Origin of the sequence: Roseivirga sp. E12 (assembly GCF_017592825.1) — a bacterium.
Lineage (GTDB): Bacteria > Bacteroidota > Bacteroidia > Cytophagales > Cyclobacteriaceae > Roseivirga.
Window position 1 is genome coordinate 381,356 of sequence record NZ_JAGFMD010000001.1, and the last position, 21,580, is coordinate 402,935.

Annotated in this window: 13 protein-coding genes; 6 read left to right on the top strand and 7 right to left on the bottom strand. The window is 40.1% G+C overall.

Annotation, left to right across the window (positions count from 1 at the left end; all coding sequences use genetic code 11):
• Positions 1–143 precede the first annotated feature (143 nt).
• The gene (locus tag J4E76_RS01695; protein ID WP_208500788.1) at positions 144–944 is read left to right on the top strand and encodes a DUF1570 domain-containing protein; all 801 of its coding nucleotides are present in this window, start codon (positions 144–146) and stop codon (positions 942–944) included.
• Positions 945–1,034: 90 nt separating this feature from the next.
• Here J4E76_RS01695 and J4E76_RS01700 read toward each other — a convergent pair whose 3' ends face one another.
• The 4 genes from J4E76_RS01700 to J4E76_RS01715 form a co-directional block, all read right to left on the bottom strand.
• Positions 1,035–2,465: a Gfo/Idh/MocA family protein gene (locus tag J4E76_RS01700; protein ID WP_208500789.1), complete on the bottom strand. Its 1,431-nt coding sequence runs from the start codon at positions 2,463–2,465 to the stop codon at positions 1,035–1,037.
• Between the two features lie 53 nt (positions 2,466–2,518).
• Positions 2,519–3,412 (bottom strand): alpha/beta hydrolase, encoded by an 894-nt coding sequence (locus J4E76_RS01705; protein WP_208500790.1) that lies wholly within the window; start codon positions 3,410–3,412, stop codon positions 2,519–2,521.
• Positions 3,409–4,683: a DUF885 domain-containing protein gene (locus tag J4E76_RS01710; protein ID WP_208500791.1), complete on the bottom strand. Its 1,275-nt coding sequence runs from the start codon at positions 4,681–4,683 to the stop codon at positions 3,409–3,411. The genes J4E76_RS01705 and J4E76_RS01710 overlap by 4 nt, the downstream gene beginning before the upstream one ends.
• Before the next feature lie 109 nt (positions 4,684–4,792).
• Positions 4,793–6,706, bottom strand: a complete 1,914-nt coding sequence (locus J4E76_RS01715) for a peptidase M61 (RefSeq protein ID WP_208500792.1) — start codon at positions 6,704–6,706, stop codon at positions 4,793–4,795.
• 324 nt (positions 6,707–7,030) lie between these two features.
• Here J4E76_RS01715 and J4E76_RS01720 point away from each other — a divergent pair, with 324 nt between their 5' ends.
• On the top strand, positions 7,031–8,296 hold the full coding sequence (locus J4E76_RS01720) for a hypothetical protein (RefSeq protein ID WP_208500793.1): 1,266 nt from the start codon (positions 7,031–7,033) through the stop codon (positions 8,294–8,296).
• Positions 8,297–8,299: 3 nt separating this feature from the next.
• On the opposite strand, the gene J4E76_RS01725 is transcribed toward J4E76_RS01720, so the two are convergent.
• From J4E76_RS01725 to J4E76_RS01735, 3 genes are all read right to left on the bottom strand, one after another.
• Positions 8,300–9,634 carry a PAS domain-containing sensor histidine kinase gene (locus J4E76_RS01725; RefSeq protein WP_208500794.1) on the bottom strand — a complete coding sequence of 445 codons (1,335 nt, stop codon included), beginning with the start codon at positions 9,632–9,634 and terminating at the stop codon, positions 8,300–8,302.
• Complete coding sequence (locus tag J4E76_RS01730; RefSeq protein WP_208500796.1) at positions 9,634–10,107, bottom strand: hypothetical protein; 474 nt, start codon at positions 10,105–10,107, stop codon at positions 9,634–9,636. The genes J4E76_RS01725 and J4E76_RS01730 overlap by 1 nt, the downstream gene beginning before the upstream one ends.
• A gap of 61 nt (positions 10,108–10,168) precedes the next feature.
• A complete protein-coding gene (locus tag J4E76_RS01735; protein WP_208500798.1) occupies positions 10,169–11,542 on the bottom strand; it encodes a sigma-54 dependent transcriptional regulator in 1,374 nt (457 codons plus the stop codon).
• Positions 11,543–11,716: 174 nt separating this feature from the next.
• Between J4E76_RS01735 and J4E76_RS01740 the strand changes: the two genes are divergently transcribed.
• The 4 genes from J4E76_RS01740 (at position 11,717) to J4E76_RS01755 (ending at position 21,568) form a co-directional block, all read left to right on the top strand.
• Positions 11,717–14,140 carry an ABC transporter permease gene (locus J4E76_RS01740; protein ID WP_208500800.1) on the top strand — a complete coding sequence of 808 codons (2,424 nt, stop codon included), beginning with the start codon at positions 11,717–11,719 and terminating at the stop codon, positions 14,138–14,140.
• A gap of 5 nt (positions 14,141–14,145) precedes the next feature.
• Entirely contained in the window at positions 14,146–16,554 is a 2,409-nt protein-coding gene (locus J4E76_RS01745; RefSeq protein WP_208500801.1) for an ABC transporter permease, read from the top strand.
• An 8-nt stretch (positions 16,555–16,562) separates the two neighbouring features.
• A complete protein-coding gene (locus J4E76_RS01750; protein ID WP_208500802.1) occupies positions 16,563–18,965 on the top strand; it encodes an ABC transporter permease in 2,403 nt (800 codons plus the stop codon).
• Positions 18,966–19,120: 155 nt separating this feature from the next.
• Positions 19,121–21,568 carry an ABC transporter permease gene (locus tag J4E76_RS01755; protein WP_208500803.1) on the top strand — a complete coding sequence of 816 codons (2,448 nt, stop codon included), beginning with the start codon at positions 19,121–19,123 and terminating at the stop codon, positions 21,566–21,568.
• Positions 21,569–21,580: the final 12 nt, after the last annotated feature.

The window sequence follows — 21,580 nt, forward strand, 5'->3', positions numbered from 1 at the left end:
GAATGAAGTGGAAGATAGAAAAAAGTCACCAATGTGCTTTCTGTTTTTGCACCAACGGGAAGTAGTAGGTCCTAAATAGATAATTTTTTGATTGGCCAGAATTAGTAATTTTTATTTTTGAATCTTATTAGATTAGGACCTTGATGATTGACTGTAAAACTCTAAACGAAGGCCATATTGTATCGAAAGTGCTTTTAGTCTTTGTATTATCTGCGTTGGGCCATTTCACTTTTGGTCAACAACTGGAAATAGCACTTTACAAGACGAAACTGAATAATGAAGAACGAACTCATATAAGTGAGAGTTTGAGGTTTCAAATTGATTTTTATAACGAGCTATTCGGTGACTCAATATCAGGTAATATAAAGGCTAGATTTTTTGGGCGGCAGTCGGATTTTGTTGGCTATTCAAAAGACAATGTCGGGATTAACAACGCTCATAGTCTCGCTGGATATTTTAATCCTAGAACCGATGAATTGGTTGTTTTTAAAGAAAATGGTTCTGATCGCTTTTTGAGTGTCTATTCCCATGAATTGAGTCATGCTCTATTGAGTAAAAAAGTAGCCAGGCCTCCAGTATGGTTGAATGAAGGGTTGGCCGAATTTTTTGGTGCAATCATTTTTACGAGTGATGGTACTTCAGGGAGGATTAGCCCTTTTAGAGTGAGAGATGCATATGGTGTAATTAAGTCCAAAAGTAACCTGAAGAAATTCTTCGATAAATCTTATGAGGATTGGGAAAAGAGTAGGAGAAATGAATACGACATTGCATGGTCAATTATCAACTTCCTGTATTTTAAAGATGTTGACATGTTCGTCTCAATTATCAACTGGGTTGCTAAGGAGGCAGACTCAATAAGGGTTTTAGAAAAAGAATATCCTGGGGGATACGATCAGTTCCATAATGACATTAAAAATTATTACAGAAAGTTATTAAACCGCTAATTGTCCTATCACTGTTGACAAATGAGAAGATCATTTGAAGGTCTTTTTATTCAATAAAAATTCGCTTAATCACAGTGGATGATTTCAAATTTACCAACCAGTACGATACTCTCTTTTAACGTACTTATTGGCTTCATCAAAGTTGGTTACCTTCATATTCGCGGCATCCCAGTGCAAGCGCTTTCTACCATGGTATTTTGTGCCCCCCCAGAAGCCTTGATTTTTCGCTTTTGGATCTACTTCAAAATAGGCTTTCAAGGCAAGGTTTCCGATAAGCAGACTTTCCGTAAATGGACCTGCATAGTCGAAGGAGGAACTTGTATAGGCATTTCCATACCCTGCAATACATGCATTCACCCATTGCAGATAGTGCCCTTCTGGAACTCTCGCGACAGTCTCTTTGACTGAGACTTGCTCATTTAGTGACAACGGCAGCAACCTTGGGTTTGCGCCATAACAATCGGCCAGAAGTTTTCCTTTAGTACCGATAAAGAGCACACCACCATCCCAATTTCCAAAGGCTTCATCATCGCCTAACTCTTCAGGTCTTTCTGGCATGAGACCACCATCCATCCACGAGACTTTAATAGTGCCATTGCCATCTGTTCTTGGATACCTTAGGTGAATCTTACTGGCAGTAGGGAAACTCTTAGGATAACTTTTTGTCTCAAAATTGGCTTTGAATGCGTCTGCCACGCTGCATTCTACACGATCAGGGTATAGTATTGGCAGAATTCTGTAGACTGGGTCCATAATATGGCAAGCCATATCTCCTAATGCGCCTGTCCCGAAGTCTGACCAACCTCTCCAGTCGAAGGGTAAATAAGCATCGTTATAATCTCGCTTTTCGGCAGTTCCTAACCATAAATCCCAATCCAATTCCTTTGGAGTAGGGTCTTTAACGGTAGGGGTTTCAAGGGCCATTGGCCAAATGGCTCGGTTTGTCCAACACTGTACGCTTTGGACTTCGCCAATCAATCCGGCATCATAATATTCTTTCATCTTCCGAACTCCATCTCCTGAAGCTCCTTGATTACCCATTTGGGTGACCACTTTATATTTTTCAGCCGCCTCCGTCAACTGTCTTGCCTCGGCAATATCGTGTGTAAGAGGCTTTTGAACATAAACATGCTTTCCACGTTCCATCGCATTCATGGCTTGAATAGCGTGCATGTGGTCTGGTGTAGATATGGTAACCGCATCGAGCCCAGTTTCTTTATCCAGCATTTCACGGTAATCCTTGTAATATTTGGCATCCTTGTGATCCCTTCTGGCACGGACGGACTGCCTGTCATCAACATCGCATATGGAGACGATTTTCACACTTGCACTCTTGGCACATTCGGCCAAGTCAGAATAGCCCTTACCTCCAGCTCCGATCCCACCTAGGTACAGGGTGTCGGAAGGAGCAGTAAAACCCTTGCCTAGTACATGACGGGGTACTATTGAGAATGCAGCTCCGGCAAAGCCGAGGTTTTTGAGGAATTTTCTTCGAGAGGCGTTGTTAGATGTCGAACTCATGTTTAATAAGGTTGAGCTTTAATTTAACAATTCACCTGATAACCACCATGTGATTACTTGAGTTTTGAGAGCGATTTTCCATTAATGAACTCGATAATGGCTCGTTGGTATTTGTTTGGGACGGTACTTGACAAATGCTGATAGAATTCCTTGTGATTGAACTCATGCGCATGCAATACTTCAAAGTCAATTCCAGACATCTTTTTCATCGCTTCCTCTAGTATTCTGGTATACTGATAGCTTTGACTTTCTGAAATCAATAGCATTGGTGTTTTGAGATTTTTGAGGTGTGTGGTGGGAGAAGCTTCGTAAAGTTCTTCTCGTGTATCACCAAATACACCTTTGACATGGTTCTCGGCTAAGTCGATACCATTAAACTTTAAATGTGTATCGTAATAGGCCGGTATGTCATATGCTCCGGCAATGGGAATTACTCCTTTGATATTATCAAGACCTAGTCCCTCAACTTCTAAGTATTTTGGATCGGTGGCCAATAAGGCAGATAGATGTCCTCCTGATGAGTAACCAGAAACAAAGATTCGATTCTTATCAAAATTGTACTTTCCTGCATTGTCATATACCCACTTGAATGCACTTGCAACATCCTTTATATGTTCTGGGTGCCTGATTCCTGTATTGAACTTTGGATCTGCCCAAATGGCCGGACTTAAACGGTAGTTGATTACTGCAACTGAAATACCCTGATTGGACAATAGCTTTGCCAAAGATGCCTCATCCTTCTTGTCACCAAAGGCCCAAGCACCGCCATGAATCCAAAGTAGGATAGGCGCGTCCTTCTCAGCGGATAAATACAAATCAAGCATTTGCTTTTCTGCATCTAATGACTCTTCAGAGTAATAGGACAGGTCTTTCACCACTTTCGCTTCTTGAGCTTCTATATGAGCCAGTGAAAGAAATATTAAGGTTATGACGAAGTACTTTTTCATATGATATCCTTCATTAAGATAGAAATTAAATGAACCGGAATTGGTCCTTTGGACAGAAGGTGGGTGTGAAACTTCAAATAATCGAAGTTGCTGAGCTGGCTTGCTCTGACTAAATCAAGTGCCCTCCTTATTTCAACATCTCCCAGCTTATAGGTAAGCACTTGAGCTGGCCATCTCTTCATTCTATTGATCTCTCTAAGCGCTATGTCATCTTGATCTTTAATATGTTCTTTCCAAAAGGAAAGCGCCTTGTCATCGGACCAGCCATGGTAATTTAAGCCTACATCCATTACTACTCGAGCTGAGCGTATCAGGTCCCAATTCCATTTACTGAGCTCTTCATAGGGTGTTTCATATAGTCCGAGTTCCCAGCCTAAGTTTTCAGTATAAGCGGCCCAACCTTCCACAAAGCCCATAGAAGAGGACAGTGCTACATGCTCGGGGATATCCAGTTGCTGGTGATAGTTTCTTTGGTAATGATGCCCTGGAATACCTTCATGGATAAGCAGGAAGTCGATATCTGAGAGGTTGAAAGGTTTGTCAAAAAGGTTGTAGTAGAAGGTGTTGTTAGAATAGTAAGCGGGTGTTTGCGCCAAAGCTCTGTTCCTTCCTTTTGATACACTTAACGAAGGCATCCTTGAGAATCTTGGAAGTAGCTTGTCAAACTGATTTTCAACCTTTTGGAGTCTCCTTGCGATCAGTTTTTCTATGGCTGATTCATTGTTGGTGAAATTTGATTTGGGTGCAGCTTGTTTCAGGTTCAGGGCGCTGATTTCAGCCTTGACTCGGTCTACTTCAGTCAAACCCAGATTATAGATTTGCTCTATAGTTAGGGTTGTGCCTGTCCATTTTTTAATCAGATATTCGTACCATTCATAACCATGACTGTAGTCAAATACCTTATCCTGATTTCTAAGCTCAATCCCTTTAGTCAGTTCAATTAGCCTGATTTTTTCAAGCTGAACGGATACTTCAAAGTTCAGAAACCTATAATCAAACAGTTGTGTCTGCGATAAACTGGTAGTGTCAATTGACTTTAATCCCTTGTCAATACTTTGAAAACGAGTCTTTTGCTCTTCAATGTCTGAAATATTGAAAAGAGAATTGATGTATGCTTTGTAGTCAATTTGTAATCCTTCCTGTCTCTGGTTTCTGATAACACTTTTGTAGTCAGAAAGCAGGTCATCTATCATGTTCGCATTCTGAGCGAAGGAATGGATTGGTGAAATGACAAGACTTAATAGCAGGGTTAGAGCGAACCGCTTAATCATGCACTATTAAACTTCTTTTTATCTGAAAAGGATATGCTAAGCTTGCGAATACAAGGAAATAAAAAAGGGCTGAACGTTAATTCAACCCTTTTTGATGATTCTCTATTGCTTAGTTAGCTGCAATTTCTAACCAATATCTTCTAAGCTTCAACTGCTCAGGCGAAGCGCCTAGATTAAAAGCGAGTGAAAGCGGAGTAGGAACATCTACTTGTTGGTTAGGCGCACTCAAAACAATTTCCTTCTTCTCCCCATCAATGTCTCTTATGACTGTGAACGTGAATGTTTCTAGCTGAGGGATTTTTGAAAATTGATCGGTAATGAAGGTGTTGATTTCTGGCCCCAAAGGTGGAAACTCTTCGCCATTCATTTTAATAAGGATATCTCCGTTTTGCAATTTCAATGCCCGGCCCATGTCGTCCATAGCCTGATCGTTCCCAATAGAAAGGTAAGGCTTGCCATCATGCTGAATTACCCTAATATTGGACTGATTCAGAACAATGCTGTACTGCTTAGTAGTACCATCAAGCACGACATCCACACCTACCTGATCAAATACTTCTTTGTAATCAAGAGGAGTATTGCCTGCTACATATGTATTTAGAAACTCTCCAATTTCAGGGTAGGTGAGGCCAACAATTTCATCAAAAAGTTGCTCATCCTTAAACGACACATCTTTACCATATTTCTTAGAAAGGTCAGCCATCATGTTCTGCACACCATAGGCACCATCAGAAAGCTTCCTAAGCTTAATGTCTAAAGCAGCACCCAAAAGGGCTCCCTTTTGGTAAACATTATAGTATTGATCGGCATATTGGTCTAGGGCACCAAGACTCAAATCGGTAAAAGCTAGAGTGTCTTTAAACTGTCCGGCAATCACCATTTTTTGACTTAGCATCCCTAAGTATTCCTGAGGAGATACAAGGCCATATTTCACTTGAACACTACCCGCAAAGTACTCGGTCATTCCTTCATACATCCACAAATGCCTAGACATTTTTGGATCATTGAAGTCAAAGCTTCCAATTTCTTCCGAGTGGATATTTAATGGTGTTACAATGTGAAAGAACTCATGTGCCGCAAAGTCTCTTAACTGTTGGTTCATCGGCCCGATAGTGCTTTCAGGCATAAAGTAAAATGAGCTATAAGAATGCTCTAGTGCACCAAATGATTGAACTGGCTGATCGGTAAAGTAGAAGATGAATGCATATTTATCTACGGGTAGTTCACCGCCTAGAAACTTGCTCTGCGCATCCAGTACCTCGCTAATGCTCTCCGCTATTTCCTTGGCCGTTACTTTATTGTTGGGTGAATAACTGGCTACTAGCACTTCTGTGTTAGCCACTCTCACAATGGCCGTATCAACCTTGCTATACATCAAAGGTGAGTCTACCAAACGATCGTAGTCCTCAACATTGAATCTGTCTACGAACTTGTCTTCATCACTACTATTATTCTCTTTGCTAAGGGAAATTGTAGCCATAGAGCCCACAATATCTGCCTTGAGACCAGTTGCACCATAGAAATCCTTTTCTCTGATGAAATTGAGCTCAAAAGGCTCTTTTTTCATACCCTCGAAATAGCCAAAGAATCCACTTGGGTTGACAATAATATTCTTATCTGCCTCAATATTAGTACCTGCAGGCTGAAAAATACTTGGGCCTTCTTTTTGGGTATCATAAGTGTCTTCAACCCAGTATGTGATCTTTCTGAGTTTCTTGGCATTCTTAATTTTCCATGAGTTGTCGTCTAGGCGCTCGACTGATATTTCACGCCCTTTCTTATCATATGCCTTGAGTTCCGAAATCATTCTTCCGTAATCCGCAATGGCATAAGTACCAGGAATGATCTTGGGAAGATAGAAGGTGATTTCCTTTTGCTTGATTTTAGGAGTCGACAGCTCTACATAGACCTTGTCATCTACGATCTTCGTAAGGTCAACAGTGTATTTATATGGATTTGCCGCCCATAGTGAAGCCGATAGGAACATGGCGACCAAGAGCGTAATCAGTTTTGATTTATTCATGAGATTATTCTTAAATCTTGTTTTGAGTGGCATTCAGCACTTTTTATTTAAACCTGTTCAATTCTGAGGCCAAACTTAACATATTCTACTATTCAGACATATGGGATTAGCTGAAAAGACCTGTTACTCTTTGCTAATCACGCCTTTTAATTCCCTGCATTACCCAATGTTTTATGAGTCAACCTACTGATGAGTGACAGCAGAAGTGTCACATAAACATGTGATTTTATCCTTTAATTCTACCCACAGGCTTATTAAACACACTAGCAATTTATGTAAGTGGTTTCCTAATTCAGTATCTGCGTTCTTAGGAAAAAGATTATCATGAATACCAAGTTAGTTTACCTTTCACTCGTTGTAGTCTTTGTTTTTACCTCATGCGAATCCTCTGATGGTAATGATGAAGTACCTGTGATATTCGCTCCTAATGCTATTGAGCATTTCGATATAAACAACAGAGACAATGCCTCTGACATTCGACTGTTCTTTAATTTTTCTCAGTCTATTCAGCATGTAAAAGAATTTAGGGTGTTGTTGGTACCAGAGGTGGAACAATCTAATGTAGGAGTCACTAGCTTTTTCATTGCAGATGACAGAGTTCAAATAGTTACCGCTAAGCAGGGTGACGTAAAATTGACACTTGATCCTTTATTGAAGGATATAAATGGTGATAATATCAGAAACGCAATAAGCTACAGTATTGCTGTGGCAGCTATACACAAATCCAGTGAGGAAGACAGCAAGTTTTCCATTGCCAATCAGTCACTGACTTTGACAACAACAGAGCTTAGAGACCTCTACATAAGCAATAGCAGAGGAAATTCAGTTGTGGTCATTGATGAAGTGACGGGTGAGCTCATCGGGGATTTTGTATCACCCGCAATTGGTGGATTGGGAAATACACAGGAGATGATCATTAATGATGCTGGTGATTTCTTAGTCACTGGCCTTAATAATACAGCTTTGAAATTATACGATGGTGCAACAGGAGCCTTTATCAGAGATTTTACCAATGGCTATGTTCTTGGGGCGCCAACAAAAACCTCCATAGGTCCTGATAATCTCATATATGTGAGCCAATGGACTAATGATATTAACAATGTCGCCCGCTTCAATTATGAGACCGGTGCTTTTGTTGATGAGTTTGTGACGGGAGTAGACAGGGCAATGGGCCATGCTTGGGACAGTAATGGAAATTATTACCTAGCGCTATTTGGCACTCCATCTATTGTTAAATATGATAGCCAGGGAAATGAACTGGCAAAAATTGGAGAAGGCCTTTTACAGGGTCCCGTTAACGTCTGGGTGGATGAAAGTCGCAATGGGCTTTTTGTGGTTGACTGGTCAGTGGGGCAGGTCAAAGAGTTTGATTTAGCAACTGGCAATTTTAAAAGTAACCTTGTTACAGGAATGCAAAGAGTGGAAGGCTTTCTTTTCGGTAGAGACAATGCACTTTATCTCTGCGATTGGCAAAATAATTCTGTGAATGAGTACGATTTGACATCTGGAGCATCAAGACGAATAATGCAATTCGATGTGCTCAATAATCCGAACGGTGTTATCTACGGTCCGAACATAGATCCGAACTAGGCCCTAAAATTTAAGAAAGAATGTAGTTCCCCGATTGTTTGAAGATCTAACTTCTAGGCTTCCTTTGTGTAAGCGCATGATTTGACGGGAGAGGGAAAGGCCAATACCCGAACCCGAGACTTTTGTGGTATAGAAGGGTACGAATATGTTTTCTGCAATTTCATCTGGTATACCGGGACCATTATCAGAAATCATGATGGTCGTTTCTTCAGAATCACTTTGGGCCTCTATTCTAATGACAGGGTTTTTGACTTGCTGAAGAGCTTCTATCGCATTTTTGAACAAGTTGATCAAAACTTGATCTATCAGATCAGAATCAATATTGATTTCTAATCCTTCTTGAAGGTTTACCTCCAAGCGTATGGCATGCTGATCGATATCCGCTTTGAATAGATTGGTAAGTCGCCCTATCAAGCTCTCAACCTTCACAGATTGAATATCTGGCTTCGGAACTTTGGTTAGTTGATCATAAGTCTTCACAAAGTTTGCTAAGCCTTTGCTTCTCGACTCAATGGTTTCGAGTCCACCGACTAAATCTTCTATGCCTTCATCGTCTAATTTCGACAAGTCAGGGTTACCAGATTCATCTTTGATCATTTGCAGAATCACATCTGAGAGCGTGGAAATGGGGATAACCGAATTCTTAATTTCGTGAGTCAGTACTCTGATAAGCTTCTGCCATGATTCGATTTCATTGGCCTCTAATTCACTCTTAATGTCTTGAAAGGAAATTAGCTTAAAGGCTTCACCTTGAAGTTTAAATTCTGTGGCTTGAATGGAGAGGTTCATCAATTTGCCGTTCAGACTTAGTTTTACCAATTCCCGCTCCCCGTTAGTAATATTCTTAATAGTGTCTAAGAGCTCTCCGGAGATGTGTTCCAAAGATCGAATGGTAGTGATTAAACTTTTGTTAAATAAATCTTGAGCCGCATGATTGACGAGCTGAACACGCATTTGATCATCAAAGCAGACTAAAGCCACGCGAACGTGCTCAACAATGGTTTGGAGATAGAGTAGGTTAGAGGCCTTTTCATTTCGGAGGGTCTTTAGCACTTGGTTGATCTCATGAAAAGCATAATTAAGGTCTTGCTCATTTTTGTGGTGATAGGTATTACTGAAGTCCTGTTGTTTAATGGCGAGCAAAAAGTTCGCTAATTCACGCCTGGACCGCTCTACATACCGAATTAGGTTGACTAACGTGATGATGAGTCCGAGGATTAACCAAAAAGAGACAAGCCAAAAGTGTGTTTGCGTAATAACGTAGACGGCCCCATAGCCGAACAGAATGATAAGGGAGATTCTAATGATTACATTCCAGCGGAAGTATTTATACTCCATTAATCATCAGCATTTTTATTGACATAAAAGACAAGAAGGCGAAACTGGGTGTCTATCATTTTTTGACAACCCCATCGCAGCCCATAATTAATATTCATCATGAATTGATCTGGGGTGGTATAAATAGATGTGGCTGCTTTATAGCCCATCAACTCAGTTTCTAAGCTAATATCATCATTTGAGCCAAAAACATATGCTTCTTTTTGATCTCTCACATCAAAGAACATATAGCAGTCAGTCTTAGCCAATAAGTACATTCGCACAGTAGTATTTCCTTCCACGCGTAGATAACTGGTCGTTTTATTATTGACCCCTTTCAAGGTATAGTCAAACGTACCAAAATGAACCCAGTCAGTGGTTTCATCTTTCATTTGGCTTTCACGAATTAAGTTGGCTACGTCATCGATGGATTCTTGACCCAAGAGGGGTTGAATCCACAGCATGAGGATAAGGAAGGCAGTGAGGCTTTTCATCCAGGTTGAGAGATTGAGTTAGTTAAGACTAATCTAGCAAATAGTTTCATAAAATCTTAGACTACAATCCGTATTTAGACATCTTGCGATAAAGGGTGCTTCTGCCAAGTCCCAGAGCCTGAGCGGCTTTAGTGAGGTTACCTTCAGCGTTTCTTACAGCATTTTGAATGGCTTGTTTTTCCATCTCTTCAATATTGTAATTATCACTGGCAATCACATTCTGAGTTGGTCTCTCGATGAGTAGAAAATCTTCTGGTGCCAAAAGGTGCGAATTGGCCATAATCACTGCACGTTCTATGGCATGTTGTAGTTCACGAACATTGCCCGGCCAAGAATAGCGCCTTAGTTTATTCAATGTGGTCTCGTTGAGGCGCATCTTGTCTTTGCGATACTTCTTGCCATACATTTTCAAAAAGTGCTGAGCAATAGGTTCAATATCTTCTGTTCGCTCTCTTAATGGAGGAAGCTTAATTTCTACAGTATTGATTCGATACAAAAGATCTTGCCTAAACTCATTCTCTACGATCATATCATACAGCGGCATATTGGTAGCACAGATAAGACGGGTATCCAGAGGTGTTATCTTATTCGACCCAACACGAGAAACCTGCTTGAATTGAATTGCCGTTAATAGTTTGGCCTGCATAGACAAGGATAAGTTGCCTATTTCATCCAAGAAAAGAGTACCATCATTTGCCATTTCAAACCTTCCTGGTCTATCTTCTTTGGCATCGGTAAAGGCACCTTTAGCATGACCGAATAACTCCGATTCGAAAAGTGATTCGGAAATGGCTCCTAAGTCTACTTTAATAAAATTCTCGTCAACGCGTGGTGATCTATTGTGAATAGCTCTGGCAATGAGTTCTTTGCCTGTACCATTTTCACCTAGTATCAAAACGTTGGCATCTGTAACGGCTACCTTATCGATGGCATCAAAGACGGGTTTCATAGTAGGACTGATGCTGATGATATCGTCAAACTCGCGTTGCTGATCTCTTACGACAATCTTTTGACTCGTCTTTAATTCCTTAACCTCTTTCTTTGTCTGGCTAAGCGTAAAAATGGATTGAACAGTCGCGAGTAATTTTTCTTTCTGCCATGGCTTAACCAAAAAGTCAACAGCGCCTTCTTTCATGGCCTCCACAGCAATGTCTACCTCGCCATAAGCTGTGTTCATCAAAACGTGGGCATCAGGATCTTTTTGTAGAATTCTCTTAAGTAGCTTGATTCCTTCTTTTCCGCTGGTTAGTCCGTAGGAGAAGTTCATGTCAAGTACAATCACATCGTACTTGTGCTGATTTAGTAGAAAGTCAAGCTTTAGTGGGTCCTTCTCGGTAATTACAGTTTCAAAATGCTGTTTGAGGATCATTTTAGCTGTATAGAGTACACCCTGATCATCATCGAGAACGAGAATTTTAGCATCAGCTTTAGACATTTCAGTAATTCAATTGCCAAATTATCCCTTAAGGTATTTATTGTGTCAAACTGATACAAGTGCTCGTGTCAATTTGATACGAAATTCTTGATAAATGCTTTAAAATAATCTATAAGTGGTTGATATATAGGGCTGTAGCATAATTGGTATAGTATTGGACTTAGTCCATGCGATATGCTTAGACATTTGTTCACTTTAAGTATCCGTACCGCTTTCAAGCACAAGTGGCTTTCTTTCGTCAACTTACTTGGACTTGGTCTAGGCCTGGCGGCCTTTGTGAGCATCTTTTACTATGTCGAATATGAGAACAGCTTCGACAAGTTTCATACAAAGAGCGATCGACTATATAGGGTCGTTATGTCGCGTTATATCAATGACGATTTGGTGAGCATTCGACCTGATAACTATCCAGCGTTAACGTCTGTATTGGAAAACAATATTGCTGGTATTGAGTCGGTTGAACCTCTTATGTATAGTTCTAGAGGGGGCACGCTCATAAAGTTCAATAACGACAATGAGCTGCTAAGAGATGACTTAAAAGTTCTGAACGCATCTGCCGGTTTCTTTAACCTGTTTGATTTGGAGTTAATTGAGGGAGATTATCTCAGGCTCGATGAACCGTTCACTGGTTTGATTTCGGATGAACTGGCAGCGTCCATATTTGGAGATGTAAACCCAGTAGGCAAGTCGTGGATTGAAGATGATGGACATGAGTACCTTATTCTTGGTGTCTATAGAAAATGGGACCACAATTCTCACTTAGACTTTGATCTGATCAAATCATTTGAAAGCATAGGTGCCAGACATCGGTCAACGGATCATCATGATTCATGGGATTGGGGGAGAATGAAAACATATGTGCTATTGGAGGAAGGAGTAGCTAAGACTCTCATTGATGATCAAATAAAAGGAATCATTGATGGATTTAAACCCAAACGAGCAGGATTACACTTGAGAGAAGAACTGTTCCTTCAGTCGATAGAGGATATACATTTAAAGTCTGATTTCGAAGAAGGTAATTTCTTAGGCAGATATACAACTCAAGTCTATGGGCTCTTAATGGTAGGTTTCATCATAGTGATGCTTGCCTGGATCAATTTCGTAAACTTTTCCGTTGCCGGAACTCTAGAAAGAGTTAAAACTGTCGGTATTCAGAAGACTTTTGGAGCGAATAATAAATACCTGTTTTACAGACAGTTTTTTGATGCTTTAATTGTAAATGGACTAGCGCTGCTTTGTGCCTTATGTGTTTGGCAGTTGGTTCAGCCCGCTATAAACACCATTTCCGGTATTCCTTCAAGCCATCAACCAGACAGTCACTTTTACCTCACGATTATCCTTATAGTCGCAATAGGCTCAGGCATCAGTGTTTTGGGTCCATTAGGCATTCTAAAAAGAACCAAAGTAGTTGAAGCTTTGAAAGGGTCAACCTCTGTTAGTCTCACTGGAATCGGTTCACTGAGGAAGGGGATGGTCACTTTTCAATGGGTAGTATCAATCTGCCTGATCTTGGCGGTTTATACAATCTGGTCACAATCAAATTACATTCATGGAATAGATAGAGGCATTAAAACTTCTGGAATATATGTGGTACAAGAACCAAGGGATTTTGACTACGATTTATTTGCTTCTAACCCAAGCCTAATTAAGAGCAAATGGCTGGCAATTCCCGGGGTCAAAGCTGTGGCCTCTTCATATGCTATACCGGGTAGCAGGCCATCGGCCTATGAGATTAGGGAATTTGACGCACCTTTATCGGCTAACATTCCTGTTTACGAACATCAGGTCGATGATGCCTTTTTGCCTTTGTATGGTAATAAACTTGTAGCGGGGCGCAATTTTTCAGAGCAGATTAGTTCTGATGATCACGCTGCTGTTCTTAACCTGTCAGCCGTTAAGGCCTTATTTGGTAGTGTAGATACCAATGAAGTATTGGGCAAAAGAATCACCAGTCCAGAGAATGAGTATATCCGTACTGTGGTAGGTGTGGTTGAAGACTACTATCAGCTCTCACCAGCCGAATCTCAAATCCCTATCAGCTTTGTTCTTGATAGTGAGAGTCGGGGTTATTATTCCATTGCCTTTGAGGGGCAAAACATAACTCAGCTCATGTCTTCTGTTAAAAGTCAGTTTCAGGAAGTCTTTCCAGGAAATATCTTCCATTCTTTCTTTTTGGATGACTTCTATAATCAACAGTTTGTAAAAGAAAAGCAAGCAACACAGCTCTTGGGTGGCTTTTCTGTAATTGCCATTGTTCTTAGTCTAATGGGAATATGTGCGTTAACCGTCCTCGACCTTATTAAACAAATGAAGGCTTTGAGTATAAGAAAAGTATTGGGAGCCAATCTTAAGTCGCTGTACATAGAAGTTGCAAAAGGGAACATCAAGAGGTTTCTCCTTGCGGCAATTATAGCCTTCCCTCTGAGTTATGTCTTCCTTGGTAAGTGGCTTTCAAAATTTGCCAATAGAATAGATTTGTCTCTTTTCAAGCTTTCCATTCCTATAGTCATTACTGTCGCTGTACTGATAGCTGTATTGTGGGTAGTATCATATAAATCATTGATTGAAAATCCTGTTGACCACCTAAAAGAAGAATAAAGATTATGTTTAGAAACTATTTCAGGACTGCTTTTCGAATTCACGTAAAGAACAAACTTTACTCATTTATCAACTTCATTGGACTGTCTATTGCATTAATGTTATGCTTTCTGGTCTATTTATTTGTTCAAGACGAATTCAGCTATGATAACTTTCATAAAAATGGGGATAACCTCTTTTTGTTTCACTCTGTATCATACAAAGTTGATAATCCGAAGCTAGAAGCAGGTTTTTGGGACACTGAACCTTTGGCCGGAATTCAAAGGGAGTCTACCACCAACTTGCCATTCCTTAAGCTCATAGAGAGTAGTATACCAGAAATTGAGAGCATCACTCGGATTGAATATCAAAGCCTTACGACCATAAGAGATGGGGAAGAGTCAGGAGAAATGGTGCACTATGTTGATCGCAATTTCTTTGATAATTTTTCATACCCGTTTTTGAAAGGCGATTCGGAAGTCGCTTTAGAAACGATCAGCGATGTTGTTATCACTAAGGAGTTTGCCATTAAGCATTTTGGTTCCATTGAAGTGTTAGGTCAAGACCTGATAGTGCTTGGTGATCCAAACAAGATTTACAAAGTGAAGGGGGTTATAGAATTGCCGCATAACACAATGCTGGATTTGAATATTATAGCCCCAGTTGAAAATTCTTATTATTATAAAAATCATCAAGACGATTGGAATTACTATGCCATCTCGGCATTCTTCAAGCTGAAGGACAATGCACATGTAGATGACATAAACTCAAAAATTAGAAATATATTCTTAGACCAAAAAGATGAGCGGTATTTATCCCTGTCACGCCAAAACCTCAAACTTGCAGAAGATAATCCGATCATTGAGTTCGACTTAAAGAACGTTTCCGAGGTTTATTTAGATCCGACCTTAAGTTATAATAAGAGCTCATCTCCGCTATACTCTTACATACTCATTGCAATCTCTTTGGTCATCTTGATCATTGCTAGTATTAATTACTTGTCCATAAGTATAGCTTCTTCAGCAGGTAGAAGAGTAGAAATTGCTATCAGAAAGGTAGTGGGGGCTAATATTCCACAGCTGAAAATTCAGTTTTATTTGGAAGCACTCACACTCACACTACTGGCGGTGATAGGTGGTTTTACCCTGATGCAGACTTTTCTTCCAACCTTCAACGAAATGGCTGGCAAGTCATTACTGCCTACGATCGAAGAAAACATTTTACTTCTGACTTATGGACTCTTCTTTGGCCTGTTTATATCCTTTGTGGCAGGAGGATATCCAGCTCAAATTCTTGCCAGGTTTAAGGTTTTGTCAGGCTTAAAAGGTCAATCTACAAGTCGCGTGAGTCCGGGACTTATTAAGGGCATGATGATCTTTCAGTTTACACTCTGTCTGGTATTTATTTCCTTCAGTATTGTCATGCAGAAGCAATTCAAGTATATCAATGATAAGGACTTAGGCTTTGACAAGGAACAAATGGCTATAGTTGGAGGTCTTTGGGGGCAGGCAGAACTGGTGAAGCAGGAACTCTCTAAATATGCTTCAGTCAAAGAAGCAGGAACCAGTAGTGGCATTTTCACTGGGGGTGGCAGTTTTGGCACTATGGTAGTAGATGGGATTGAACATAGAATTAGACGTGTTCGCGTAGGTGAGGAGTTTATGAGGACGCTTGATATTACCTTTATTGACAAAGAAGGATTTCCTGCGCCTGAACGCCATGAGTTGGAAGAGGGTAAGGACTACGTTAATGAAACTTATTTCAATCTAATTGTAAGTGACTCTGCTAGGTTTAGACTCTATAAAGATCGAATAGCGGGAGTTGTTAAGGACTTTCATTTTGAATCGCTACAGACAGCTATATACCCAATCTCTTTCCGATTGGCTAAGCCTGAAGTGCTTTCCACTCTTTTTGTGAAACTAGAAGCTGGAATGACATCAGAAGGAGTCGAAAGCATCAAAGAAGCATACGAAAATATCACAGGTGAACCATTAAAGGAAGTAAGGTTTATGGATGCCTATTTGGCTTCACGATACAAGGATAGCCAACGTTGGCAACGGATTATTGACGCTTCTACAACCCTTGGAATTCTAATTGCCAGCATAGGTTTATTTGGTATGACGGGAATAAACCTTGCTAATCGTATGAAAGAAATCAGTATCAGGAAGGTCCTAGGTGCAGATTTCAATCAAATTGCTTTGTTACTAAACCGACAGACACTGTTGCTAATTCTTGTGGCCGCTTTGATTTCGGTACCCATCTCTTATCAATTGACTACTCAGTGGCTCGAGGCATTTGCTTACCATGTGAACGTGTCAATAGAGATATTCATTTTCTCGGTATTAGTCTTATTCGGAATCTCATTACTCACGGTTTTATTTCATTCCATTAAATCGGTTAAAACAAATCCAGCAGAAATTTTACGCAGCGAATAATCATAGCCATGCTCAAAAACTATTTCAATACCACAGTCAGATCGATAGGAAAGAATAAGCATTTTTCTTTCATCAACACAATAGGCTTGGCCATTGGGATGGCCGCTGTATTGGTAATTTTCCAATACGTGACATTCGAGTATAGTTTTGATAGATTTCACGAGAATAAGGATCAAATATATCGTTTGAACCTAGGTCGACTTGATACTGGTGTGCCATCTAGTGCTACAAGTGCTGGAGTAATGGGGCCTATTTTGAAGGATAATTATGCTGGGATTAAATCTTTTGTCCGGTTAAGACAATTTCCTTCCTTGGTCGCTCATGAAGATAAAAGCATTTATGAGGAACACTTCTATTTTACGGACTCATCATTCTTTGAGGTTTTCTCTTTCAGGCTTTTAGAAGGTGATAAGCAGAATGTGCTACAAGAACCTAATACCATCGTCTTAACGGAGTCTTCTGCGCTTAGACTTTTTGGCAAGACAAGTGAATTGATTGGTGAGTTGATCGAGGTTGATAACAGAATGTCATATAAGATCGATGGAGTAGTGGAAGATCCTCCTAAGAACTCTCATTTTAGCTTTTCTCATTTAGCATCCATTGCCTCCGTTGCTAATCACTACAATACACCCCTACGTACCTACCAATTCAATGAATGGTATGCTCATTATGTGCATACCTATTTTCAATTAGAGGAGAATGTAGATGTTGAGGCTCTGGGAGAATTGATCACTGATGCATCCAAAAAGCATTCAAACCCTGAGTACTATGAACTATATGGCACCAATATGGGGCTTTACTTACAAAGCTTGTCGGACATTCACCTGAACCCAATGTTCGGAGAACTAGGAGTTTCAGGTGATATAGACAACCTCTATATTCTGGCAAGTGCCGGAATCATAATTTTGCTCCTAGCCATGATCAATTACATCAATTTATCGACAGCACAGTCTATGAAGAGAGGTAAAGAGATGGCTTTAAGAAAGACATTAGGTGCCTCTAGAAATCAGCTAATCATGCAGTTCTTAATCCATTCCGTATTGCTTAGTCTTCTGTCTTTTGTTCTTGCTATTACGCTCTTGCAAACTCTACAAGGATCATTGGTTCAGTTGCTAGGTTTGCCTGAGGAAGCTTTCTCTCTCTTTTATCAGAACTACTTGTTGGAAAGCATACTGTTGGTCTTGTCTATAGGATTACTCTCAGGGATTTATCCTGCGATTCGACTTTCATCTTCACAGCCAGCACACTTGTTTAGAGAGCAATCCTCTGGCAAACAAAAGTTTGTATTTAGGAAAGTTGTCATTTTTCTTCAATTCTCAATTTCAATAGCGCTGATATCCAGTACGATCATCGTTTTTTCTCAGGTTCAGTTCATGCAGCAACAGGAGTTGGGGCTTGATACCGAGCAAATACTACTATTACCTACATATGGCAATGATAATATTCATGATTCATATGATGTGTTTAGGCAGAGTTTAGAGGAGTTTTCAGATGTCCAATCTTCAACCCTTGCCGAACTGTCCCCGGGGGAAAGCATTTTTGGGATAATCTCAAAGTTTGAGGGAATGGAGGGTAGTAAGTCTTTCGCGACCATTGGTGTAGACTATGACTATCTAAAAACCTATGATATTGAGTTGATTGCAGGCAGAGATTTCTCGAGAGAAATTGTTACTGATACTGAAGAACGAGTAATCATTAATAAAACCCTATGTGAAGAGCTGGGTTGGTCGGCTACAGAGGCTATCGGCAAAACCTTTGACTTTGGGGGAGATGGGACAACTCCTGGTTTCGTAATAGGAGTGGTTGACGACTTTCATTTTAATTCCTTAAAACAATCTATTCGACCAATTGCCATGGTCATTGCTCCAAATTTCTATCAGAAAATTGCCATCAAGTTCAATTCGACAGACTTCTCCAGAACGATAGAAAACATTAGAGCTTCCTGGAACCAGGTTTATCCTCAATGGCCATTTGATTACAGCTTTGTAGATGTAGAGTTTGATAATCAGTACAGCTCAGACCAAAGGTTTGGTAACCTGTTTCTCCTTTTCACCTTCTTAGGACTATTCATCGGAGCATTGGGAGTTTATGGTTTGGTTCAACTCATAACAGAATATAGAAGACGCGAATTAAGCATCAGGAAAGTACTTGGTGCCGAATTATGGAGGTTAGTCAGCTTACTTTCAAATGAGTATGTGAGTTTAATGGGATTGGCCTTTTTACTCAGTGCGCCATTGGTCTACTTTTTTATGAGCGAGTGGTTGACGGATTTTGCCTTTAAAGTTCAGATAAGCTGGTGGATGATCGGGTTGTCATTATTGGCCATAGCTTTTATCTGCTTCTGCACCATAGGATTGAAGATTTACCAAACAGCTAAATCTAACCCTGTAGATCACCTTAGATATGAATAATAATCAACGGAACATTAAAAAGGACAGAAGAAATTAGGAACAATGCTCAAGAACTATTTTAAAACAACACTACGGTCAATCATCATCAAGAATCCTTCAGATGTATTAAGAATAGAAAATTAAAAGGTCATCAAAAACTCTAAAAACAACTAAACATGTATAAAAACTATATAAAAACTACTCTCAGATCGCTCAAGAAAAACAGACTGTTTTCTCTGATTAATATTTTCGGCCTTGCTGCTGGTATTGCAGCCTCGGTATTCATACTTCAGTACGCATTTTTCGAACTTAACTTCGACCGGTTTCATAAGAATTCTTCTAACGTCTATCGCGTAATGAACGAACGATTTGAAGGCGAGCGTTTGATTCAGAGGGGTCAGATTACTTACTCAGCGGTAGGCAAGCAAATGTTTGAAGATTACCCTGAAGTAGTCGACTATTTCACGCTCAGCACTTTCGGTCAAAATGTAATTGAGCATAATCAGAATCCAGTAAAAATACCTTTTAGCATCTTGGTAGAGCCTAGCTTCTTCGAGATGTTTTCATTTAATGTGATTGCAGGCAATCCCAAAGAAGTGTTCGATCAGAAGCGTAAAATGGTAGTCTCTGAAGACGTAGCAAAACGTCTATTTCAATCAGATGAAGGCAATTGGGATAAGTATATAGGAGAGATCATTAGAATGGGTTCCAGCAGGATGGAATACGAATTAGTGGGTATTCTGGAAGATGCACCTCCTAACTCCAGCCTTCAATATGAAGTCATCTTATCGAGAGCTACTACTTTCGATTTTTCTCCACAGGCTGAGTTTGGCTGGCTTGGATCAGATTACTTCCATTATGTGCAACTAGATGAGCGTGCTGACCCAGCGTCTTTGGTTCAAAAGTTTGAAGACTTCAGTAACAAGTATTTCAAAGGGAATCAGGTTACGGGGACTTACGAGAAGTTTCACCTGCAGCCCTTGGAGGATGTATATCTATATTCAGACTATGAGTATGAGAACCATCAGACTTCAGATGGTAGCATGGTTTGGATTCTAATTCTGATTGCCGCTTTTATCTTGATAATGGCCTGGATTAACTATATCAATCTTACCACTTCTAAGTCATTGCAACGTGCCAAAGAGGTAGGGGTAAGAAAGGTAGTGGGGGCAACCAAAAAACAGTTGGTTATCCAGTTCTTAATGGAGTCCCTCACGCTGAATTTTCTTGCTTTCATTTTGGCAATAACTCTGGTTCAAGTTTTTCAAAATTCCTTCAATTTGCTTGTAGAGAGAGAATTAGGCCTTATTGATTTTTTGTCTTCACAGCTTTATGGTACTCCGGTATTCCTTTGGTTGTTTGGTACGCTGCTTCTAGGATCTTTTCTTTCAGGTGTTTATCCAGCTTTTATTCTTGCTGCTTTTAATCCTTCACAATCTCTCAAGGGTCAGTTTGCTAAAAGCTCCAAAGGCCAGCTTTTAAGAAAGACACTCGTAGTATTTCAGTTTGCCCTTTCAATTGCATTAATAGCCGGGACAGTTCTGGTGTATCAACAAACGACTTTCATGCGAAATCAAGACTTAGGTGTGAACATGGAACGCGTCTTGACAGTAGAGGGCCCTGCGTTAACTAATATGGATACCACGTTTGTCGAAAGAATTCAACAGTTCTCGAACAAGCTTGAACAAAATTCACGAATTGAAAAAGTAGGTACTTCAGCGTCTGTTTTAGGTAGTCGTTTGCCGCGGACCTTTAATGTGAGAACTAGCCCTGAAGGTGAGGGAACTATGCTAAATAGAATCAATGCAAACTTTGGTTTTCTGGATGTATACAAGATTGAAATCATAGCTGGTCGAAATTTTATACCAAGTGATCATCACAGAGAATTCAGCCTTATCAAAGGAGTGATTTTGAATGAAAAGGCATCTCAACTGTTAGGCTTTGAGAGTGCTCAGGACGCTGTTAATAAGAAACTGACCTTCTTTGGTCGCGACTGGGAAATAATAGGAGTAACTGCTGATTTCCATCATCGCTCGTTAAAGTCTTCTATTGAACCATTAATGGTTTCTCCATTTTATAATGGGGGTGATGACACCTACCACATCCGTATTGATGATTCGAACCTTCCAGAGACTATCGAATACATCTCACAAACATTTGATGAGTTTTTCCCTAATGACATCTTTGAATATAACTTCATGGATGCTCGGTTCGATAATCAGTACAAGGCAGATCAGCAGTTTGGTAAAATCTTCAACATTTTCTCTTTGCTGGCCATTGCAATTGCTTGTTTGGGCCTATTCGGTCTAGCGGGTTATACGGCAATCCAGAAGACCAAGGAAATAGGTATTAGGAAGGTGTTAGGTGCATCGATAACCAATATTTTGCATATGCTGTCAAAAGAGTTCTTCCTACTTATCCTTCTGGCAAGTGTCATTGGCTTACCATTGATATTCTTAGGTGCTCGACTTTGGTTGGCAGGTTATGAGTATCAAACGGACATTGGTACAGCGTTCTTCTTGTTGCCAGTAATGGTTGTACTGTTTGTGGCAGCAACGATCATTTTTGGGCAGAGTATGAAAACCGCGCAGTCCAACCCAGTAAAATCACTCAGACAAGATTAAACTTAAAACTCA